The organism is Cognatishimia sp. WU-CL00825 (genome assembly GCF_040364665.1).
Taxonomy (GTDB): domain Bacteria; phylum Pseudomonadota; class Alphaproteobacteria; order Rhodobacterales; family Rhodobacteraceae; genus Cognatishimia.
Window position 1 is genome coordinate 622,358 of sequence record NZ_BAABWX010000001.1, and the last position, 14,735, is coordinate 637,092.

The 14,735-nt window shown below is 53.1% G+C and carries 14 protein-coding genes; 3 read left to right on the plus strand and 11 right to left on the minus strand.

Annotation, left to right across the window (positions count from 1 at the left end):
• The 5 genes from ABXG94_RS03010 to ABXG94_RS03030 all read right to left on the minus strand — a co-directional run bounded on the left by ABXG94_RS03010 (nt 1) and on the right by ABXG94_RS03030 (nt 6,484).
• A complete protein-coding gene (locus tag ABXG94_RS03010; RefSeq protein ID WP_353532219.1) occupies nt 1-1,215 on the minus strand; it encodes a carbohydrate ABC transporter permease in 1,215 nt (404 codons plus the stop codon).
• Entirely contained in the window at nt 1,212-2,447 is a 1,236-nt protein-coding gene (locus ABXG94_RS03015) for a carbohydrate ABC transporter permease (RefSeq protein WP_353532220.1), read from the minus strand. Before ABXG94_RS03015 ends, ABXG94_RS03010 begins: the two co-directional genes overlap by 4 nt.
• Nucleotides 2,448-2,505: 58 nt before the next feature.
• Nucleotides 2,506-3,867: an ABC transporter substrate-binding protein gene (locus tag ABXG94_RS03020; protein WP_353532221.1), complete on the minus strand. Its 1,362-nt coding sequence runs from the start codon at nt 3,865-3,867 to the stop codon at nt 2,506-2,508.
• A 29-nt stretch (nt 3,868-3,896) separates the two neighbouring features.
• Complete coding sequence (locus ABXG94_RS03025) at nt 3,897-4,988, minus strand: LacI family DNA-binding transcriptional regulator (protein ID WP_353532223.1); 1,092 nt, start codon at nt 4,986-4,988, stop codon at nt 3,897-3,899.
• A 227-nt stretch (nt 4,989-5,215) separates the two neighbouring features.
• On the minus strand, nt 5,216-6,484 hold the full coding sequence (locus ABXG94_RS03030) for a cytochrome-c peroxidase (protein WP_353532225.1): 1,269 nt from the start codon (nt 6,482-6,484) through the stop codon (nt 5,216-5,218).
• 21 nt (nt 6,485-6,505) lie between these two features.
• Here ABXG94_RS03030 and ABXG94_RS03035 point away from each other — a divergent pair, with 21 nt between their 5' ends.
• Nucleotides 6,506-6,976, plus strand: a complete 471-nt coding sequence (locus tag ABXG94_RS03035; RefSeq protein ID WP_353532226.1) for a tetratricopeptide repeat protein — start codon at nt 6,506-6,508, stop codon at nt 6,974-6,976.
• Nucleotides 6,977-7,040: 64 nt separating this feature from the next.
• On the opposite strand, the gene ABXG94_RS03040 is transcribed toward ABXG94_RS03035, so the two are convergent.
• The 6 genes from ABXG94_RS03040 to ABXG94_RS03065 are packed head-to-tail and all read right to left on the minus strand — an operon-like array spanning nt 7,041 to nt 12,807.
• Nucleotides 7,041-8,099 (minus strand): TRAP transporter substrate-binding protein, encoded by a 1,059-nt coding sequence (locus tag ABXG94_RS03040; protein WP_353532227.1) that lies wholly within the window; start codon nt 8,097-8,099, stop codon nt 7,041-7,043.
• A gap of 26 nt (nt 8,100-8,125) precedes the next feature.
• Nucleotides 8,126-9,601 (minus strand): TRAP transporter large permease, encoded by a 1,476-nt coding sequence (locus ABXG94_RS03045; protein WP_353532229.1) that lies wholly within the window; start codon nt 9,599-9,601, stop codon nt 8,126-8,128.
• Nucleotides 9,601-10,191 (minus strand): TRAP transporter small permease, encoded by a 591-nt coding sequence (locus tag ABXG94_RS03050; protein ID WP_353532231.1) that lies wholly within the window; start codon nt 10,189-10,191, stop codon nt 9,601-9,603. The genes ABXG94_RS03045 and ABXG94_RS03050 overlap by 1 nt, the downstream gene beginning before the upstream one ends.
• 53 nt (nt 10,192-10,244) lie before the next feature.
• Nucleotides 10,245-10,760 (minus strand): flavin reductase family protein, encoded by a 516-nt coding sequence (locus ABXG94_RS03055; protein ID WP_353532232.1) that lies wholly within the window; start codon nt 10,758-10,760, stop codon nt 10,245-10,247.
• On the minus strand, nt 10,760-11,650 hold the full coding sequence (locus ABXG94_RS03060; protein ID WP_353532234.1) for an aldo/keto reductase: 891 nt from the start codon (nt 11,648-11,650) through the stop codon (nt 10,760-10,762). Before ABXG94_RS03060 ends, ABXG94_RS03055 begins: the two co-directional genes overlap by 1 nt.
• Nucleotides 11,650-12,807 carry an LLM class flavin-dependent oxidoreductase gene (locus tag ABXG94_RS03065; protein ID WP_353532235.1) on the minus strand — a complete coding sequence of 386 codons (1,158 nt, stop codon included), beginning with the start codon at nt 12,805-12,807 and terminating at the stop codon, nt 11,650-11,652. Before ABXG94_RS03065 ends, ABXG94_RS03060 begins: the two co-directional genes overlap by 1 nt.
• A 61-nt stretch (nt 12,808-12,868) precedes the next feature.
• On the opposite strand from ABXG94_RS03065, the gene ABXG94_RS03070 reads away from it, so the two are divergent.
• Both ABXG94_RS03070 and ABXG94_RS03075 read left to right on the plus strand, forming a co-directional pair.
• On the plus strand, nt 12,869-13,618 hold the full coding sequence (locus tag ABXG94_RS03070) for a GntR family transcriptional regulator (RefSeq protein WP_502901677.1): 750 nt from the start codon (nt 12,869-12,871) through the stop codon (nt 13,616-13,618).
• Nucleotides 13,619-13,628: 10 nt separating this feature from the next.
• On the plus strand, nt 13,629-14,723 hold the full coding sequence (locus ABXG94_RS03075) for a Gfo/Idh/MocA family protein (protein ID WP_353532237.1): 1,095 nt from the start codon (nt 13,629-13,631) through the stop codon (nt 14,721-14,723).
• Nucleotides 14,724-14,735: the final 12 nt, after the last annotated feature.

The window sequence follows — 14,735 nt, forward strand, 5'->3', positions numbered from 1 at the left end:
TTATCCTTTGACCGAGCCAGCTGTGAGGCCTTTGGTCATGAACCTTTCGAGCCCAAGGAACAGCGCCATCACAGGGACAGTGGCGATAACGGCACCAGCCATGAGATGTTGTCGCGGAATTTCCGAGGAGTTGAGCATTGTGACACCTCTTGTCAGGGTGAACTTTGACGGGTCATCCAGCAGCATGAAGGCCAAAAGGAATTCGTTCCAAGCGATCATAAAGACATAGAGCGACACCGAGGCCAAAGCCGGGAGGCTGAGGGGCAGAGTGATTTTCCAGATCACAGCGAGACGCCCAAGACCATCCATAAGGCCGGCTTCTTCGACTTCGGCGGGAAGGCCGCGGAAGTAACCTTGAAGCATATAAAGCGCCACGGGGATGGTGGTGACCGGATAGATCATCACAATGCCAAGGATCGAGTTGCGCAGGCCAATCATCGAAAAGGCGATATAGATTGGCAGGGCGAGAACGATCATTGGCACCATGTAGATCAACAAGATCGAGCGGCTGAAGGCCTTTTGACCCTGAAAGCGCAGGCGGGCGACCGCATAGGCTCCGGGGATGGAAAAGGCCAATGTGATAAAGACGGTCAGCACCGAAACATAGAAGGATGTCCAGAGATAGGACCCAAAGCCAAAGTCGGCAAACAGTTCGGAATAGCTGCGGAAGAGGCCGAGGCCTTTTTCCCAATCAAGCGAGAAATCAAGCGGGTTTTGCAACAAAGCTTGCTGAGATTTCAAGCTGGTCATGACCATCACATAGAAAGGGATCACCACGATGGCGGTGAAAAACACATAGCCAAAACCGGTAAGAAATTTGATCACAGCGTCTTCAAATTCGTGGCGGGTTAGCTCGCCCTGATGCACTTCTGGCAACATGGCAACCAATGCCGGGGCAAAACCACCGGTGAAGATCAGCACGCCGACCACATTGGCGATTGTGCTGACGTTTTCACCCACACGGATTGGGCCATAGCCGATCAGCGCACAAAGGATCATCACAGCCAAGGTGACGGCCGCCACGAGACTGCGGTTTGGCAGGTAGATCACCAGCATGCCCAAGATTGCGCCCACAATCAGTGCACCAAGCCCGCTTGGCGCAAATTCAGCACCAGTTGAAAACGACATGGCGATGGCCACGGTGACAGCAACAACAAAGGACCAAAGCGCACCAATAATGGGGGCCGTGACCTGTCCGATACGAAGAATGCTCATAGTCCTTCCTCCTGGCTGATGTAACGGAAGAAGAAGAAGCTAAAGGTCAGCAAGCAGCAGAAGATGACCACGGCGACGGCTGCGCCTGCACCGATGTTACTGATCGCAAAGGCTTGTTCATAAACGTTAACGGTTAGGGTTCGGGTGCCTGCGTTACCACCGGTCAGCAAAAAGATGTCGTCAAACTTGTTGAAGGTCCAGATGAAGCGCAGCAGGAACAGCACTGACAGAATGCCCAACAACTGAGGCATGCTGAGATACCAGAATTTCTGAAACGGGCTGGCACCGTCCATATCGGCGGCTTCGTACATGTCGGTATCAATCGACTGCATACGCGCCAGAATGAACAGGAACGACAGTGGGAAATAGCGCCAGATCTCAAACACGGTAACCGTGATCAAAGCCAAGGGCCGTTCGCCAAAAAAGTTGATCGCACCTTCGCTGACACCCATTTGGATCAGCAAAGCGTTTGCCGAGCCAGAGAAAGGGTCAAACAATGTCACCCAAGTGAAGGCCACCGCAATAACCGGGGCGACATATGGGAAAAGATATAGACCGCGCAACAGACCCTGGCCCTTGAAGCTTTTGTTCAACAACAGGGCAGCAAACAGACCAACAACCAATGCGCCAATGGTGCCAACAACCGTATAAAACAGCGTGACCCAAAGCACATTCATGAACTCGTCACCGTCAAACACACGGACAAAGTTTTCTAGTGAAAACTTGGAGTTGGTCAGGATGTGATCGGCTTTGCCAAAGGCCTTGGGTTCTGAGCCCTCAAGGGCTTCTTCGGCAGTGTCCATGTCTCCAGCAATGGAAACATCTATGCGATAGCGTTCGCTGAAACCTCCTTCAAGATCACCAAAATCACAGTTGATGTCGCGTCCGGTCAATTGACACTGAGGCGGCAGTTCGCCCAGCAGTGTGACGCTATCAGGTAAGGTATCGCTGAAGCCAGCATTGGCAATGATATTGTCGCGGCTGGAATTACGAATGCGATAATCAAGTTGGGGGATATCCCCACGTGTACGAAGGCTTTCTTTGACCACAACTTGCGCAGGGCGCAGGTCAGCCAGTTTGACGGGTTTGAAACTGATCCAGAAAATCGAAAGCAGTGGTAGGACGACGACAAGGGTGATGATTGCGATTGTGGGCGCCAAGAGGCTCCAAGCCAATCGTGCCTCACCCTTTGCCAATGCCCCTCTGCCTGTCGGCGGGGATGACATAGACATGGAAATATTCCCTGTTAAAAGCCGGGCGGCAGACAATCTGCCGCCCGTTTTTGATGGATTAGTTAACTTTTGCGAGTTCTGCGTTCAGTGCTTCCACTGTTGCAGCCGCGTCGCGGGCCCCATCAATATACTCGCGCACCAGGCGGTTGATTGCCTGCGAGTTGTTGATTTTGGATGCCAAGGACAGCTGACCCTCGGTCACGCCCCAACGTTGCGCCACATCAAGACCACCAACGATTTCGTTGATCATGTCTTGTGGGTAAAGCTCGCCCAGTGGTGCTTTGCGGTCCACGCCAACAGGCAATTCTGCCCATGCCATCGAGAATTTATCCGCGTCATCCATTGTGCCTTTGCGCACGGGGAATTTACCCTCGGGTGCAATCGACAGAGTTTGGGTGTAGCCCTCATCCATGGAGAATTTTACAAACTCCATCGCCGCGTCTGTGTCAGCATCTGTTGTGATGCCAAAATAACGTACGTCAGCGTAGGCTGCGCCACCTGGGTTTGATGGACCTGCAAAGTTTGTCACAACACCGGTTTTGCCTGCCAATTCACGCGACTGAGGGTCGCTGTTGATTGTGGGCGGAGCGGAATCGCGCAGACCTGCCAGTTCATCCAGAATAAATGGCGACCAGATGATCATTGCCGCTTGGCCCGCAAAATAGAGTTCGCGGGACTGTTTCCAGTACAGTTCACCCGGAGGCGACGCTTTGGCAATGGCCTTGTAGAAGTCCAGAACTTCGGTGGTTGCTGCAACATCAAGAGGCGCAAAACCATCGGAATCCACAGGGGAAACGCCGTTGGCCAGGAAGACATGCTCTAGCACCTGAGACATGAAGTTTTCGTCAACCTTGGTGGGGGCGACAAAGCCATACATGCTGGGTGGGTTGTGCAGTTTATCAAGCGCAGCCAATACGTTGGCATAAGAACTTGGAGCTGCAAGGCCCTCCGCGTCAAACAGGTCTTTGCGGTAAACCACAAGCTGTGTCCAGCCATCAACTGGAACCGCTGCGGTCAGACCATCATAGGCAGCCATGGCGATTGCGCCCGGTGCAAATGTGCCTTCGCCAAGCTCTTCGATCACGTCAGAGGCGGCGTCAACATCCAGAATACCGGCTTCGGCCCAAGGCAGGGCATATTGCAATGTGTGATAGATCACATCGGGCAAGTCACCCGCAGCAAACGCGGCTGTAGCACGTGTGCCAAGGTCAGACTCGGTGACGGGAATAACTTCGACAGATGTGCCGGTTTGTGCCTTAAATTGTGCGGCCATTTCTTGCTGTTTCGCAAGACGCTCTGGCTGTTCCTCGGTGGTCCAGAAGCGGATGCTGTCAGCCATGGCACCGGATGATGCCAAAACAAGGGCAGCCGAACTGCAAAGCAGTACCTGGCGTGCGTTGGTTTTAAATGAAGTGAACATAGAATCCTCCCAAAGGTTCACGGTGAAATTTATTCGGTCAGTCGTCGCGCGAGCTGCTCCGAATTCATTGAGGGCGCATTGTCAGAGCCCCCGCTTACGAAATGCGCAGAGGCAATTTCGCGAAGTTCTTGTGGGTCTTCGCCACGGATTTGCCGGATCAGCAAACTCGCAAGCCGACGGCCCGCCTGATAGCTGTCCACTCGAAAGCTGCTGAGCTTTGGTTTGGCATAGCTGCCTTGTGGAATGCCGTCATATCCAATGACCGATAGGTCGGTGCCAACCGACAGGCCAAACTGTTCTGCAGCCTCATAAACGCCAAGCGCCAATGCGTCTGTCGCGCCAATGATGGCCGTTGGCGGAGAGGGCAAACGCAGCAATTTTTTGGTTGCAACATCAGCCTCTTCACTGCGTTGAATGCCATGAACGTCAATTTTGGCATCATAGGGCAGGCCACATTCCGCGAGCCCTTTGAGGTAGCCGTCATGGCGCAGGTGGGTGTAGTTATATTCGTTCAAAGCGCCGAGAAATCCGATGCGCTTGTGCCCCAATTCTGACAAATGCCGCACCGCACGGGCCATGGCATCGCCACCTGCGATGTCATACCAAGACAGCCTAGAGCTTTCGGTGTTTTTGCCATAGCCGGTGCGACCAAACAGGACATGTGGTACATTCTGATCCAGCAGAATCTTGACGCGTCGATCCCTGACGCGGGTCCGCGGCAGAATGAAACCGTCTGCTTTATGCTCGTGGATCAGGCGCAACAGGGTGCGTTCCATATCTGCGCCAGAGTGTGCAGTGGCGACGGTTAATGTCCAGCCGTTCTCGCTGGCTTCCTCAGAAACGCCAGACAGAAAGGTGGTTAAAAAGGGCGCGTGCCCGTCATATTCGGTGGTTTCGAGAACCAGACCCAAAGCGCGCACACGACCGGTTTTGATCGCTTGCGCGTGGGACAATGGACGATATCCCATGCGCTCGGCCATGCGTTTGACACGCAACTGTGTGCTTTCGGAAATATCAGGATAGGCGTTCATTGCCCTTGAAACGGTGCCCTTTGACAAGCCCAACGCCTCAGCGACATCGCTGATTTTTACGCGTGTTTTTGGCCTTGTGACTTGTGACATGTTTCCCCCGAATTCGCGGTGCCTAATTGGCTCGCTTGATTCGAGAGTGAGTTCCGAAACCGGTTTCGGCAATGATTTTATTCAAAAAATTTCAAGCAAACCCCCAATAACATTTGGGGGTTGTCAAATAATTGCGTTTTTGAGACTGCTGGAACGGTGCCGACGTGTGGATAACTGACTGATATTATTTAATTAAATTTGATTGACTGGAAATGCCGCTGATTGATTTACGGCTCAAAACCCTCGGGAACACCAAAAATTGGTGTTTTAAGGCCAGTTCCGGTGAGCGCGTGTAAAAACTGGACTATGTCAGAGATATCCTGATCGGACAGCACCACGGATTTGATGTCGATTTTTGCCGCTTGGCGCGCCATTTCAAATCTGTCTGACCGTACGGTGAAATCAATTGCCGCAAGCCATTCGGCCTTGGGCAAATGGGCATCTGCGGGCTGCCAAGATTGGCGGGATTGCTGTGGGTTTAAGTGGTGACGCACCATGCTTTCGAGGGTCGCAAATGCACCATTGTGGCCATAGGGCGCTGTCAAAGCCACATTGCGCAGCATCGGCGTGCGAAAGCGGTATGCATCGTCCAGATCATCGCTTTCGCCCATACGGCCCACATCGCGCACCATTGGATCAAAGCGACGGGTACGGCCAGGGCCAAAGGCGGGCAGGGCAAGGGCGTGAAACTTTTGATCGCTGAGCAGCTTGCCTGAATGGCAAGTGCTGCAATTTGCCTTGCCATAGAAGAGCTGCATGCCGCGTTGTTGGGTGTCTGTTAAGGCCGCGGTGTCACCGGCAAGAAATTGGTCAAATGGGCTATCGATGCTGCGCCATTCGATGGCCTGAAAGGCAGCGAGTGCGTTGGCGATTTCTACGATGGTGACTTGATCTGGGTCTTGGATGTGGTCGAAAGCCGCGACAAAACGTGTGCCATAATCGCCTTTGGTGCGCACGGCTTTGGCGATGATAGGCCAAGGGGCATCTATACGGTCATGGGCCGCGCCAGCCACTTGGTTTTCGCCGGGATTGCCAGCCATTTCAAATTGCGCGACCAGTGGAAAAACCGCTTGGGCTGCGAGCAGTGAGTTAAAACCGGTGGGCAGCCATTCCTCGGCCGGGGAATTGAATCCGTTTTCAAAATCATCAGAGATGCTGAGTCGCCCGTCATGGAACAGCGTGTGCAGCTCTTTGGCCCCGAGATTCCAAAGTGGCGGTGCATTGCGTGGGATGCGTTTTTTGATACGCGTTTCACCCGTGCCTGCGGTGCGATCTGTGCCCAATCCAACACCGCCTTCGCCGATGCCAAGAGACAATCCATCGCCGGTGCCAAAATCGGGATGATGACAGGTCGCACAGCTAATATTTCTGTTGCCTGACAGGATTTTGTCGTAGAATAGGTCACGCCCTAAGGCCGCCTGTTTCATATCAAAATCAATGAAATCAGCAGCGGTCAATGGGGCAGGGAGTTCGCCCGCCAAGGCTGGTGTGGCCATAAGAAAAGAGAGACCAAATAGATGCGCGCGATAGCCTTTGGATTGGCCTTGTTGGCGACGCCGGTGATGGCGGAAATTGAACATGCTCGTGACCTTATGGAAGAGGGTAAGTTTCAGCAAGCTTACGCGGAGTTGTGGCCTGCAGCCCGGTCTGGGAATGCGGATGCCGAAGAGCTGATTGGCGTGATGTATGCGATGGGGCTGGGTGTGGATCGTGACGATCAGCGGGCGTTTGAATGGTATCTGCGCAGTTCGCTTAAGGGGCATCCGGGCGCGCAATCTGGCATTGGGTGGTATTACGAGGTTGGGCGCGGCATGCCAGCGCCGGACTTGGTAAGGGCCTATATGTGGTACACATTGTCGGCCATTGGCGGCGACCCTGATGCGGCGATCAGTCTGGAAGAGGTCGTCAAGAAAATGACGTCTGAAGAGATCGAAAAAGCGCATATTTTGGTCGAGGACTATAAGGTTTGGATGTATCCGTTTCGGTGATCAACTGATCTGAATTGATAGAAAAGGCGGCCAAGTTGGCCGCCTTTGTTTTGCATGTCAAAGCTTAGTTCAGGTCAGCTGCGCGTGATGCATTCACGTCTGCTTCGGCTGCGGCAACAGCGTCTGTCAGAGCGGTAAAGATTTCATCGCCACGTGTTACGTTGGATTTGAACCAGTCATAAACAGGGGTCGCGGCTGTTTTGAAAGCAGCTTTCTGATCTGGGGTTGGAACATAAAGGTCCCCACCACCTGCTACGAAATCTTCGTATGCTTTGATGGACTTACGCTTTGGAGAGGCGAAAGTCGCCTGTTGCAGAGCATAGAAGCCGTCAACGATGACACGGCGCATGCCTTCGTCCATACCCATGAACTTTTCGTTGTTCATCCACCAAAGGGCACCCATGTAGGCGTGGCCATCCAGCGTAACGTACTGCAGACCTGCATCTGGGAATTTCATGCCCATGATGTCGGTGATGCCGTTTTTAGAGCCTTCAACAACGCCCGTTTGGAACGATGTGAACAGTTCAGGCCATGGGATCGGAGTTGGGGACGCGCCTAGGGCTTTCACCAATTCCTGTGGAAGGTCTGCGACAACTGTCCGGATTTTCAGGCCATCCATGTCAGATGGGTTTGCAACGCGACGCTTGGTGTTGGCGAAATTGCGCCAGCCGCCGGTGTTACCAACTGTCATCAGACGGATTGCATTGCCGGAATCTTCCAGCGCCATGTCACGCAATGTGCGTGTAAAGTCGCCAGACAGAACGTGCTCTGCGATGCGGTCGTCAGCCATCAGATATGGCAGGTCAAGAACCTGAACATATGGGAAGATGCCGGACGCGCCGCCAGAAGTGGAGATGTAAACATCAACCTGGCCTTCGGCCACGCCCTGCAGACACTCTGCGCCGTTTGAACAAAGCTGTGTGCCAATGAACAATTCTACTTCGATCGCGCCATTGGAGGCCGCTTCAACGTAGTTTTTGAAGACAACCAGACCGTCATAGTCTTCGTCGTTTTCATTAGAGTTCGCAGTGGCCCGGATGGTATAGTCCGCAGCCGATGCTGTCACTGCGGATGCGGCAAGAAGCGCGGCAACCGAGAGTGATTTGATTGTGTTCTTGAGCATGGTAATTCCTCCCCTTTTTACTCAAATTAATTCGCGAAACCCGTTAAGCGCGGGATCGTCATGCTAATGGCTGGGACATAGGTGATCAGGAAAATCACAGCTATTTCCACAGCCAGGAACGGCAGGATGGCCTTGGCGATAGTCTCTACTTTTTCTTGCGAGACTGCGGCGGCTACAAATAAGACCAACCCCATGGGTGGTGTGGCCAGACCAACGGTCAGGTTCACACTCATGATGATGGCGAAGTGAATTGAATCAACCCCTAGGTCGATAAAAATTGGGCCAAGGATTGGGCCAAGAATGATGATCGCAGGGCCAGCGTCTAGGAACATCCCCACCACAAACAACAACAGATTGATCAGAAAGAGCAGGATCAAGGGGTTGTCGCTGAGGCTTAGGATATAGGCCGCCAGCGTTTCCGGTGCGTGGCTGAGGCTGACAACGGTTTTGAAGGCCATTGCGGCCCCCACCAGCAACAACACCACAGAGGATGTGATGCCTGCACGGATCAAAACATCAGGCAGGTCGCTGAGTTTCATGGTGCGCAGGATGCCAAAGGCCACGATCAACGCGTAGGCAACGGCGACGGCTGCGGCTTCGGTTGGGGTGAAAACACCCACCAAGATGCCACCCAGGATCAACACCGGCGTTTGCAGCGGAACCACGGCGCGTTTGCAGACCATGCGGAAATCATGACTGACAACACGGCGCAGTCCGAGCATTAGGCCATGGGTTGCCAGAACACCACCACCAAAGGCCAACCATTTTGCAGTGGAGGTGGCCTCGGGGCCAAGTGGCACAAATTGCGCCAACAACAGGCCGATGTTCAGGCGTACCAGAGCAAAGGAGAACCAATATTCTACGGGGCCAAGTTCGATGCCTGTCAGGACGACGCGTTGGGCTGGAGGAAGATCATAACGATCTGCTGTCACTCGGACCATCACCATCAGACCAACGCCCACCAAGATGCCTGGTACAATGCCTGCAAGGAACAGCGCGGCGACGCTTTCGCCCATGACATAAGCATAGATGATCATAATGCCCGAAGGCGGGATGATCGGGCCAATAACAGAGCTAGCCGCCGTGATTGCAGCGGCGAATTTACGAGTATAGCCTTGTTTTTCCATGGCTGGGATTAACATTGATCCCAGGGCCGATGTGTCCGCCACAGCAGAGCCTGACAGGCCCGCAAACAGGATGGATGACAGAATATTCACCTGCGCCAGACCACCACGCAGATGCCCCATCAAAGCTTGGGAGAATTCGACCAAACGAATGGTGATGCCACCTTTGTTCATCAGCTCGCCTGCAAGCATGAAAAACGGAATTGCCATCAGCGGAAAGCTGTCCATGCCGTTGTAAACGTTGCGATAAAGCAGCGTGATGTCTTTTTCCTGACCATTTAGCCATAGCAAAATACCGGGTGCCGCAAGCAGGCCAAAGAACACCGGCAGGCCAACCATGAGGAAAATCAGAAAGACGGGTAAGAACCAGATCAGCATTATTCAGCGCCTCCGATGTCAGCATCATCAATTGTCGGCAGGCGGTCGCGACCACCCAGCAATCCGACGATGCTGCGCAAAATAAGTTCGATATTTACAGAAATGAGCAAGATGACACCGATAAACAGCGACATCATCATCCAACTGCGTGGAATGCGGTACCATTCGTCAAAAGAAATAGAAGTTGGCAAATAAAGCGAAGCAGTGGCAAAGCGTCCGCCAAAGCCCGTGACTTCTTTGTAGCCAATGGTGACAGCCATGACCAAAACAACAAGGGAGAGCGTCAACAGGATTAGGCTGAGGATATCGCCAACGCGTTTGGGCAACAGATCTGGGACCGTTTCGATTGCGACAAATCCACCCCGGCGAAAGGCTGTGGGGGCCATAAGACCCGTCATCCATAACATGCCAAAGCGCGCCGCTTCGTCAGGCCAAGGCAAGGCGTTGTTCAGCACATATCGGCAAAAGACCTGTATCAAAATGGCGGCGACCATAAAGGCTACTGCCACACAGCCAACGCCGCGGCCTAGTTTGAGCACCGCAGCGTTTACAAAACTCAGAGGCGTAATCAACGCCAGCAATCCGCCCATGCGGATCCTCCCCCTTGTTGGTGGGCCTGTCCTCCTCAGGCAGACCCTTGCGCTTATTTTTGCGCGAATTGGCCGATTTTTCCGGCGTAGAAACCCAATGCGTCTCCGTCGCGCATCTCGGCCTTTAATACTTGTCCTAAAACGATGACGTGATCGCCGCCATCAAAGCCCGCGACGCGTTTGCATTCAAAGCGGGCAAGACAATTTGGCATAATTGGAACGCCAAATTCATTTTGTTCGTGTTCGATATGTTGCAGCGCAAATGCATCTTTTGCAAAGCTGCCACAAAGATCGCTTTGATCAGAGCCTAACACGTGAATCGCGTAGTGCTCTGTTTTTTCAAAGTAGGGAAACCGCCGAGACGTCTTGGCCGGAGCCCAAAGCACCATGGCCGGTTCTAGTGATACGGACGAAAAGCTATTGGCTGTAATGCCAACAGGGCCGTCATCAGAGGACGCAGTGACAATGGTAACGCCGGTCGCAAATCGACCAAAGGCATCCCGCAACAAGCGGGTGTTTTCTGGGTCAGGCTGGAAAGCTATGGGCATATCTGGGGCATAGGCATTCATTAAGGAACCTCGTTACCAAGGGCTGCTTCGTACAAACGGTACCAGCTTTCGCGGTCAAGATTGACTTTGAGCGCGTCAGCGATGGTGGCAATACGGGACAGGTTGTTGGTGCCCATGACAGGCAGGATCTGGGCGGGATGCGCCAAAAGAAAGGCCACCGCAACCGCGCCACGATCCACATCAAATTCGGCGGCCAGGTCGTCCAATACGATGCCCAGTTTGTCGCTGTTGTTTATGATGCTACCGCCACCCAAAGGTGACCAGGCCATGATTGGATTGGCTTGGCGTTGGTGGAACGCCAGGTCGCCATTGGTGAAAGGGCCGATTTCTGCAAGGCTGATTTCAATTTGGTTGGTGACCAGTTTGGTTTTCATCGCCGATTGCAGCAAGTCCCAATCCCAGGGGCGGAAATTGGAAACACCAATGTTGCCAACTTTGCCTGAGGCCACTAGGTCATCAAGTGCGGCACCGGTTTCATGATGATCCATCAAGGGATCAGGGCGGTGCACCAGCAAGAGGTCTATGTGATCGATCGCCATTTCCTGAAGCGAAATATCAACCGATTTTTCGATATGCGCACGTGAGGTGTCATAGTATTTAACTTTGACGTCAGAATAACGGCCGCAGGGTGCAACGATGTCACATTTTGTGACGATTTGCATTTGCGCGCGCAGGGCAGGATTGGCACGCAATGCACCGCCCAAAACCGCCTCTGCAACATATTCACCGTAAATGTCGGCTTGGTCAAAGGTGGTGATGCCTTGGTCCAAGCAGGCTTGGATTTTGGCTTCGACATGGGCAGGAGATGTATCGCTGTCGTCGCCAAGGCGCCACATGCCATAGACGATGCGGCTCATGTCCAGAGACGGGGATAATTTGATGCGATCCATTAGCGGCGGACTCCGTTACCAAGTGGTGTTGCTGGTGTTGTGGCGGGCGCGCGGCCATATTCGATCGGCAGCGAGCAGGTTTTTAGGTTAGGCAATACGCGTGCGCCAAAATGTTTGGCTTCTTCTAGGTGCGGGTAACCCGAGAAGATAAAGGCGCGAATGCCCATTTTCTGATAATCTTCGATTTTGGACATGACCTGATCGGTCGATCCAACCAGGGCAGCGCCGCAGCCAGAGCGGGCCCGGCCTACACCGGTCCAGAGGTTTGGTTCGATATAGCCGTATTTGTCCGCCAGCTCGCGGTTTTTGGCTTGGTGGCTGACACCCAAAGACGTGCTGTCCAGCGCGCGTTCGCGGATCATTTGGCCATATTCATCGTCAAGCTTTGAGACAATGTAATCTGCGTATTCCTGGGCTTCTTTTTCGGTGTCACGCACAATCATGTGGACGCGCAGGCCGTAATCAAGCGTGCGATTGTATTTCTCGGCAACCGAATGCACGGCCTTCATGCGGCTTTTAAGCTCTTCGATCTTTTCTGGCCACATCAAATAGACGTCGCAGTGTTCGCCGCAAAGTTCCAAAGCAGAGGGAGAATAGCCGCCAAAATACAGCAGCGGGCCGCCGTTTTGCTGGTAAGGTTTCACCGGATCAGTGGTCAGGCCCTTGAAGTTATATACGTCGCCTTCGTGATTGATTTCGTCCTGTGTCCAGGCTTGCTTGAGGATTTCAACGACTTCGCGAGAGCGCTGGTAGCGGAAGGCGCTTTCTTCTTTTTCACCGGGAAAATCAGAGCTGATAATATTGACCGTCAGACGGCCTTTTAGCATGTGATCCAGCGTTGCGATTGTGCGCGCCAGCATGATGGGTTGTACTTCGCCACAACGCACCGCCGCCAGCAGGTTTATCTTGTCGGTGATCGGCGCACAGCCGGCCACAAATGAAAGCGTGTCTTGACCCACTTGATAAGAAGAGGGGCACAGAATGTTGTTGAACCCTTGCTCTTCGGCAGTTTTGACAATGTTTGAGCAATGCTCCCAAGAGGAGCGCAGATCGCCATCTGGCACACCTAAAAATTGGTAGTCATCAGAGCAAAGTGCTGAAAACCATGACACTTCTGCCGCGTCGAGATCAGGTGATGTAATGGGCACGACTGTCATTTTTGATCCTATGGGTTGTCTTCGCTTACCACTTGGGTAACATCCGCCTTGATATGGATCAATGGTGTATCAATTTTTTCCGCGACATCCTGACACGGGGTTTTTAGTGACAAATCGAAACCGAAACGCGCTGCCTGTTTATGTGCAAATTACAGAACTGATCATCCGAGACATCAGTGCGGGCCGCCTGTTGGATGGCGAACGATTGCCGCCAGAACGTGAGATGGCAGCGGGTATGAACACTTCTGTTGGCACCCTGCGCAAAGCGCTTGGCGAACTCACAAACAAAGGGCTTTTGGAGCGAATTCAGGGGTCTGGGAATTACATTCGTGCCGGCAGTGTGCGCGACAGTGTTTATGGATTGTTTCGTCTGGAATTGCCCGAAGGTGGGGGCTTGCCACGCGCAGATATCTTGTCGGTCGCCACGGTTTCAAAGCCGCAAGACTTGCCCGAGTTTGGCTATGCTGATCGCGGCGCGCGCATCCGTCGGCTGCGGTATTTGAATGATACAATTATTGCTGTGGAAGAGATTTGGCTCGACGAATCGGCGGGTGAAGTCAGCGAGGCTGCCCTGTCGGATTCGCTTTATCACTATTATCAAAAGCAACTTGGCTTTTGGATTACCCGTGCCGAAGACCGGGTGAGCATCGCAAAAGTGCCGCAATGGGCACCGGATATATTCACAAAACCCGTCGGTTCGACCGTTGGATTTGTGGAACGTTTTAGTTGGGCGGACCAAAATATGCCCATCGAATACTCAAGAACTTGGTTTGACACGGATCAGGCGCTGTATGTGCAGCGGCTGAAATAAGGAGCTCTCAATGAACCGTGACATCAACTATGGCATCATCGGCTGCGGCATGATGGGGCAGGAACATATGCGAAATATTGCGCTGTTGGAAAACGCGCGTGTGGCTGCAATTTATGAACCAGATGAAATAATGGCCAATGCCGCGAAAGCGATAGAGCCAAATGCAACGCTGTGCGACACGCTAGAAGCGCTTTTGGATCGTGAGGATCTGGATTGTTTGTTGGTGGTCAGCCCAAACCATATGCATGTGCCGCAGCTAGAGGCAATTGCGGCGCGTAATCCACTCCCTTTGCTGATGGAAAAGCCGCTTTTCACTGACGCAAACGATGAGGCGAAATTGCTGGCGTTCAAGGAAAGCTATCCGGCCCCGATTTGGGTTGCGATGGAATACCGCTATATGCCTCCGATCCAAACCTTGGTCGAAGAGGTGCAAAAGGCAACAGGCGGCGTGAAAATGTTGACGATCCGCGAGCATCGGTTTCCGTTTTTGGGCAAAGTTGGCAATTGGAACCGATTTAACAAAAACTCTGGCGGCACATTGGTTGAAAAATGCTGTCACTTCTTTGATTTGATGCGTTTGATCATTGGGGCAGACCCGGTGCGCATTATGGCCTCGGCAGGCCAAGAGGTGAACCATTTGGATGAAAACTATGATGGGGCAGCCTCAGATATTTGGGACACGGCGTATGTGATCGTTGATTTTGCCAATGGCGCGCGTGGCATGCTGGAGCTGAGCATGTATGCCGAGGGCAGCAAGTTTCAGGAAGAAATCAGCGCGGTTGGACCTGAGGGTAAGATCGAGGCCTTTGTGCCTGGCCCAGGTCGGTTCTGGCCAACACATTTGGGCGAACCGCCTGTCTCACAAGTTGTGGTATCGCCGCGCAGTCCCAAAGGACCGCAAATGGTGGAAATACCGGTTGATCCAACGATTTTGGATGCGGGCGATCACAATGGGTCGACGTTCTACCAGCATGTGAAGTTCTTGGAGGTCGTGCGCGGCGGCGGTGCGCCTGAGGTCTCTTTGATGGATGGGTTGAAGGCTGTTAAAATGGGACTTTTGGCGCAGGATTCTGCGCGTGATGGGCAAAGCAAACAATTTGCTTAAGCAGTATTGTTA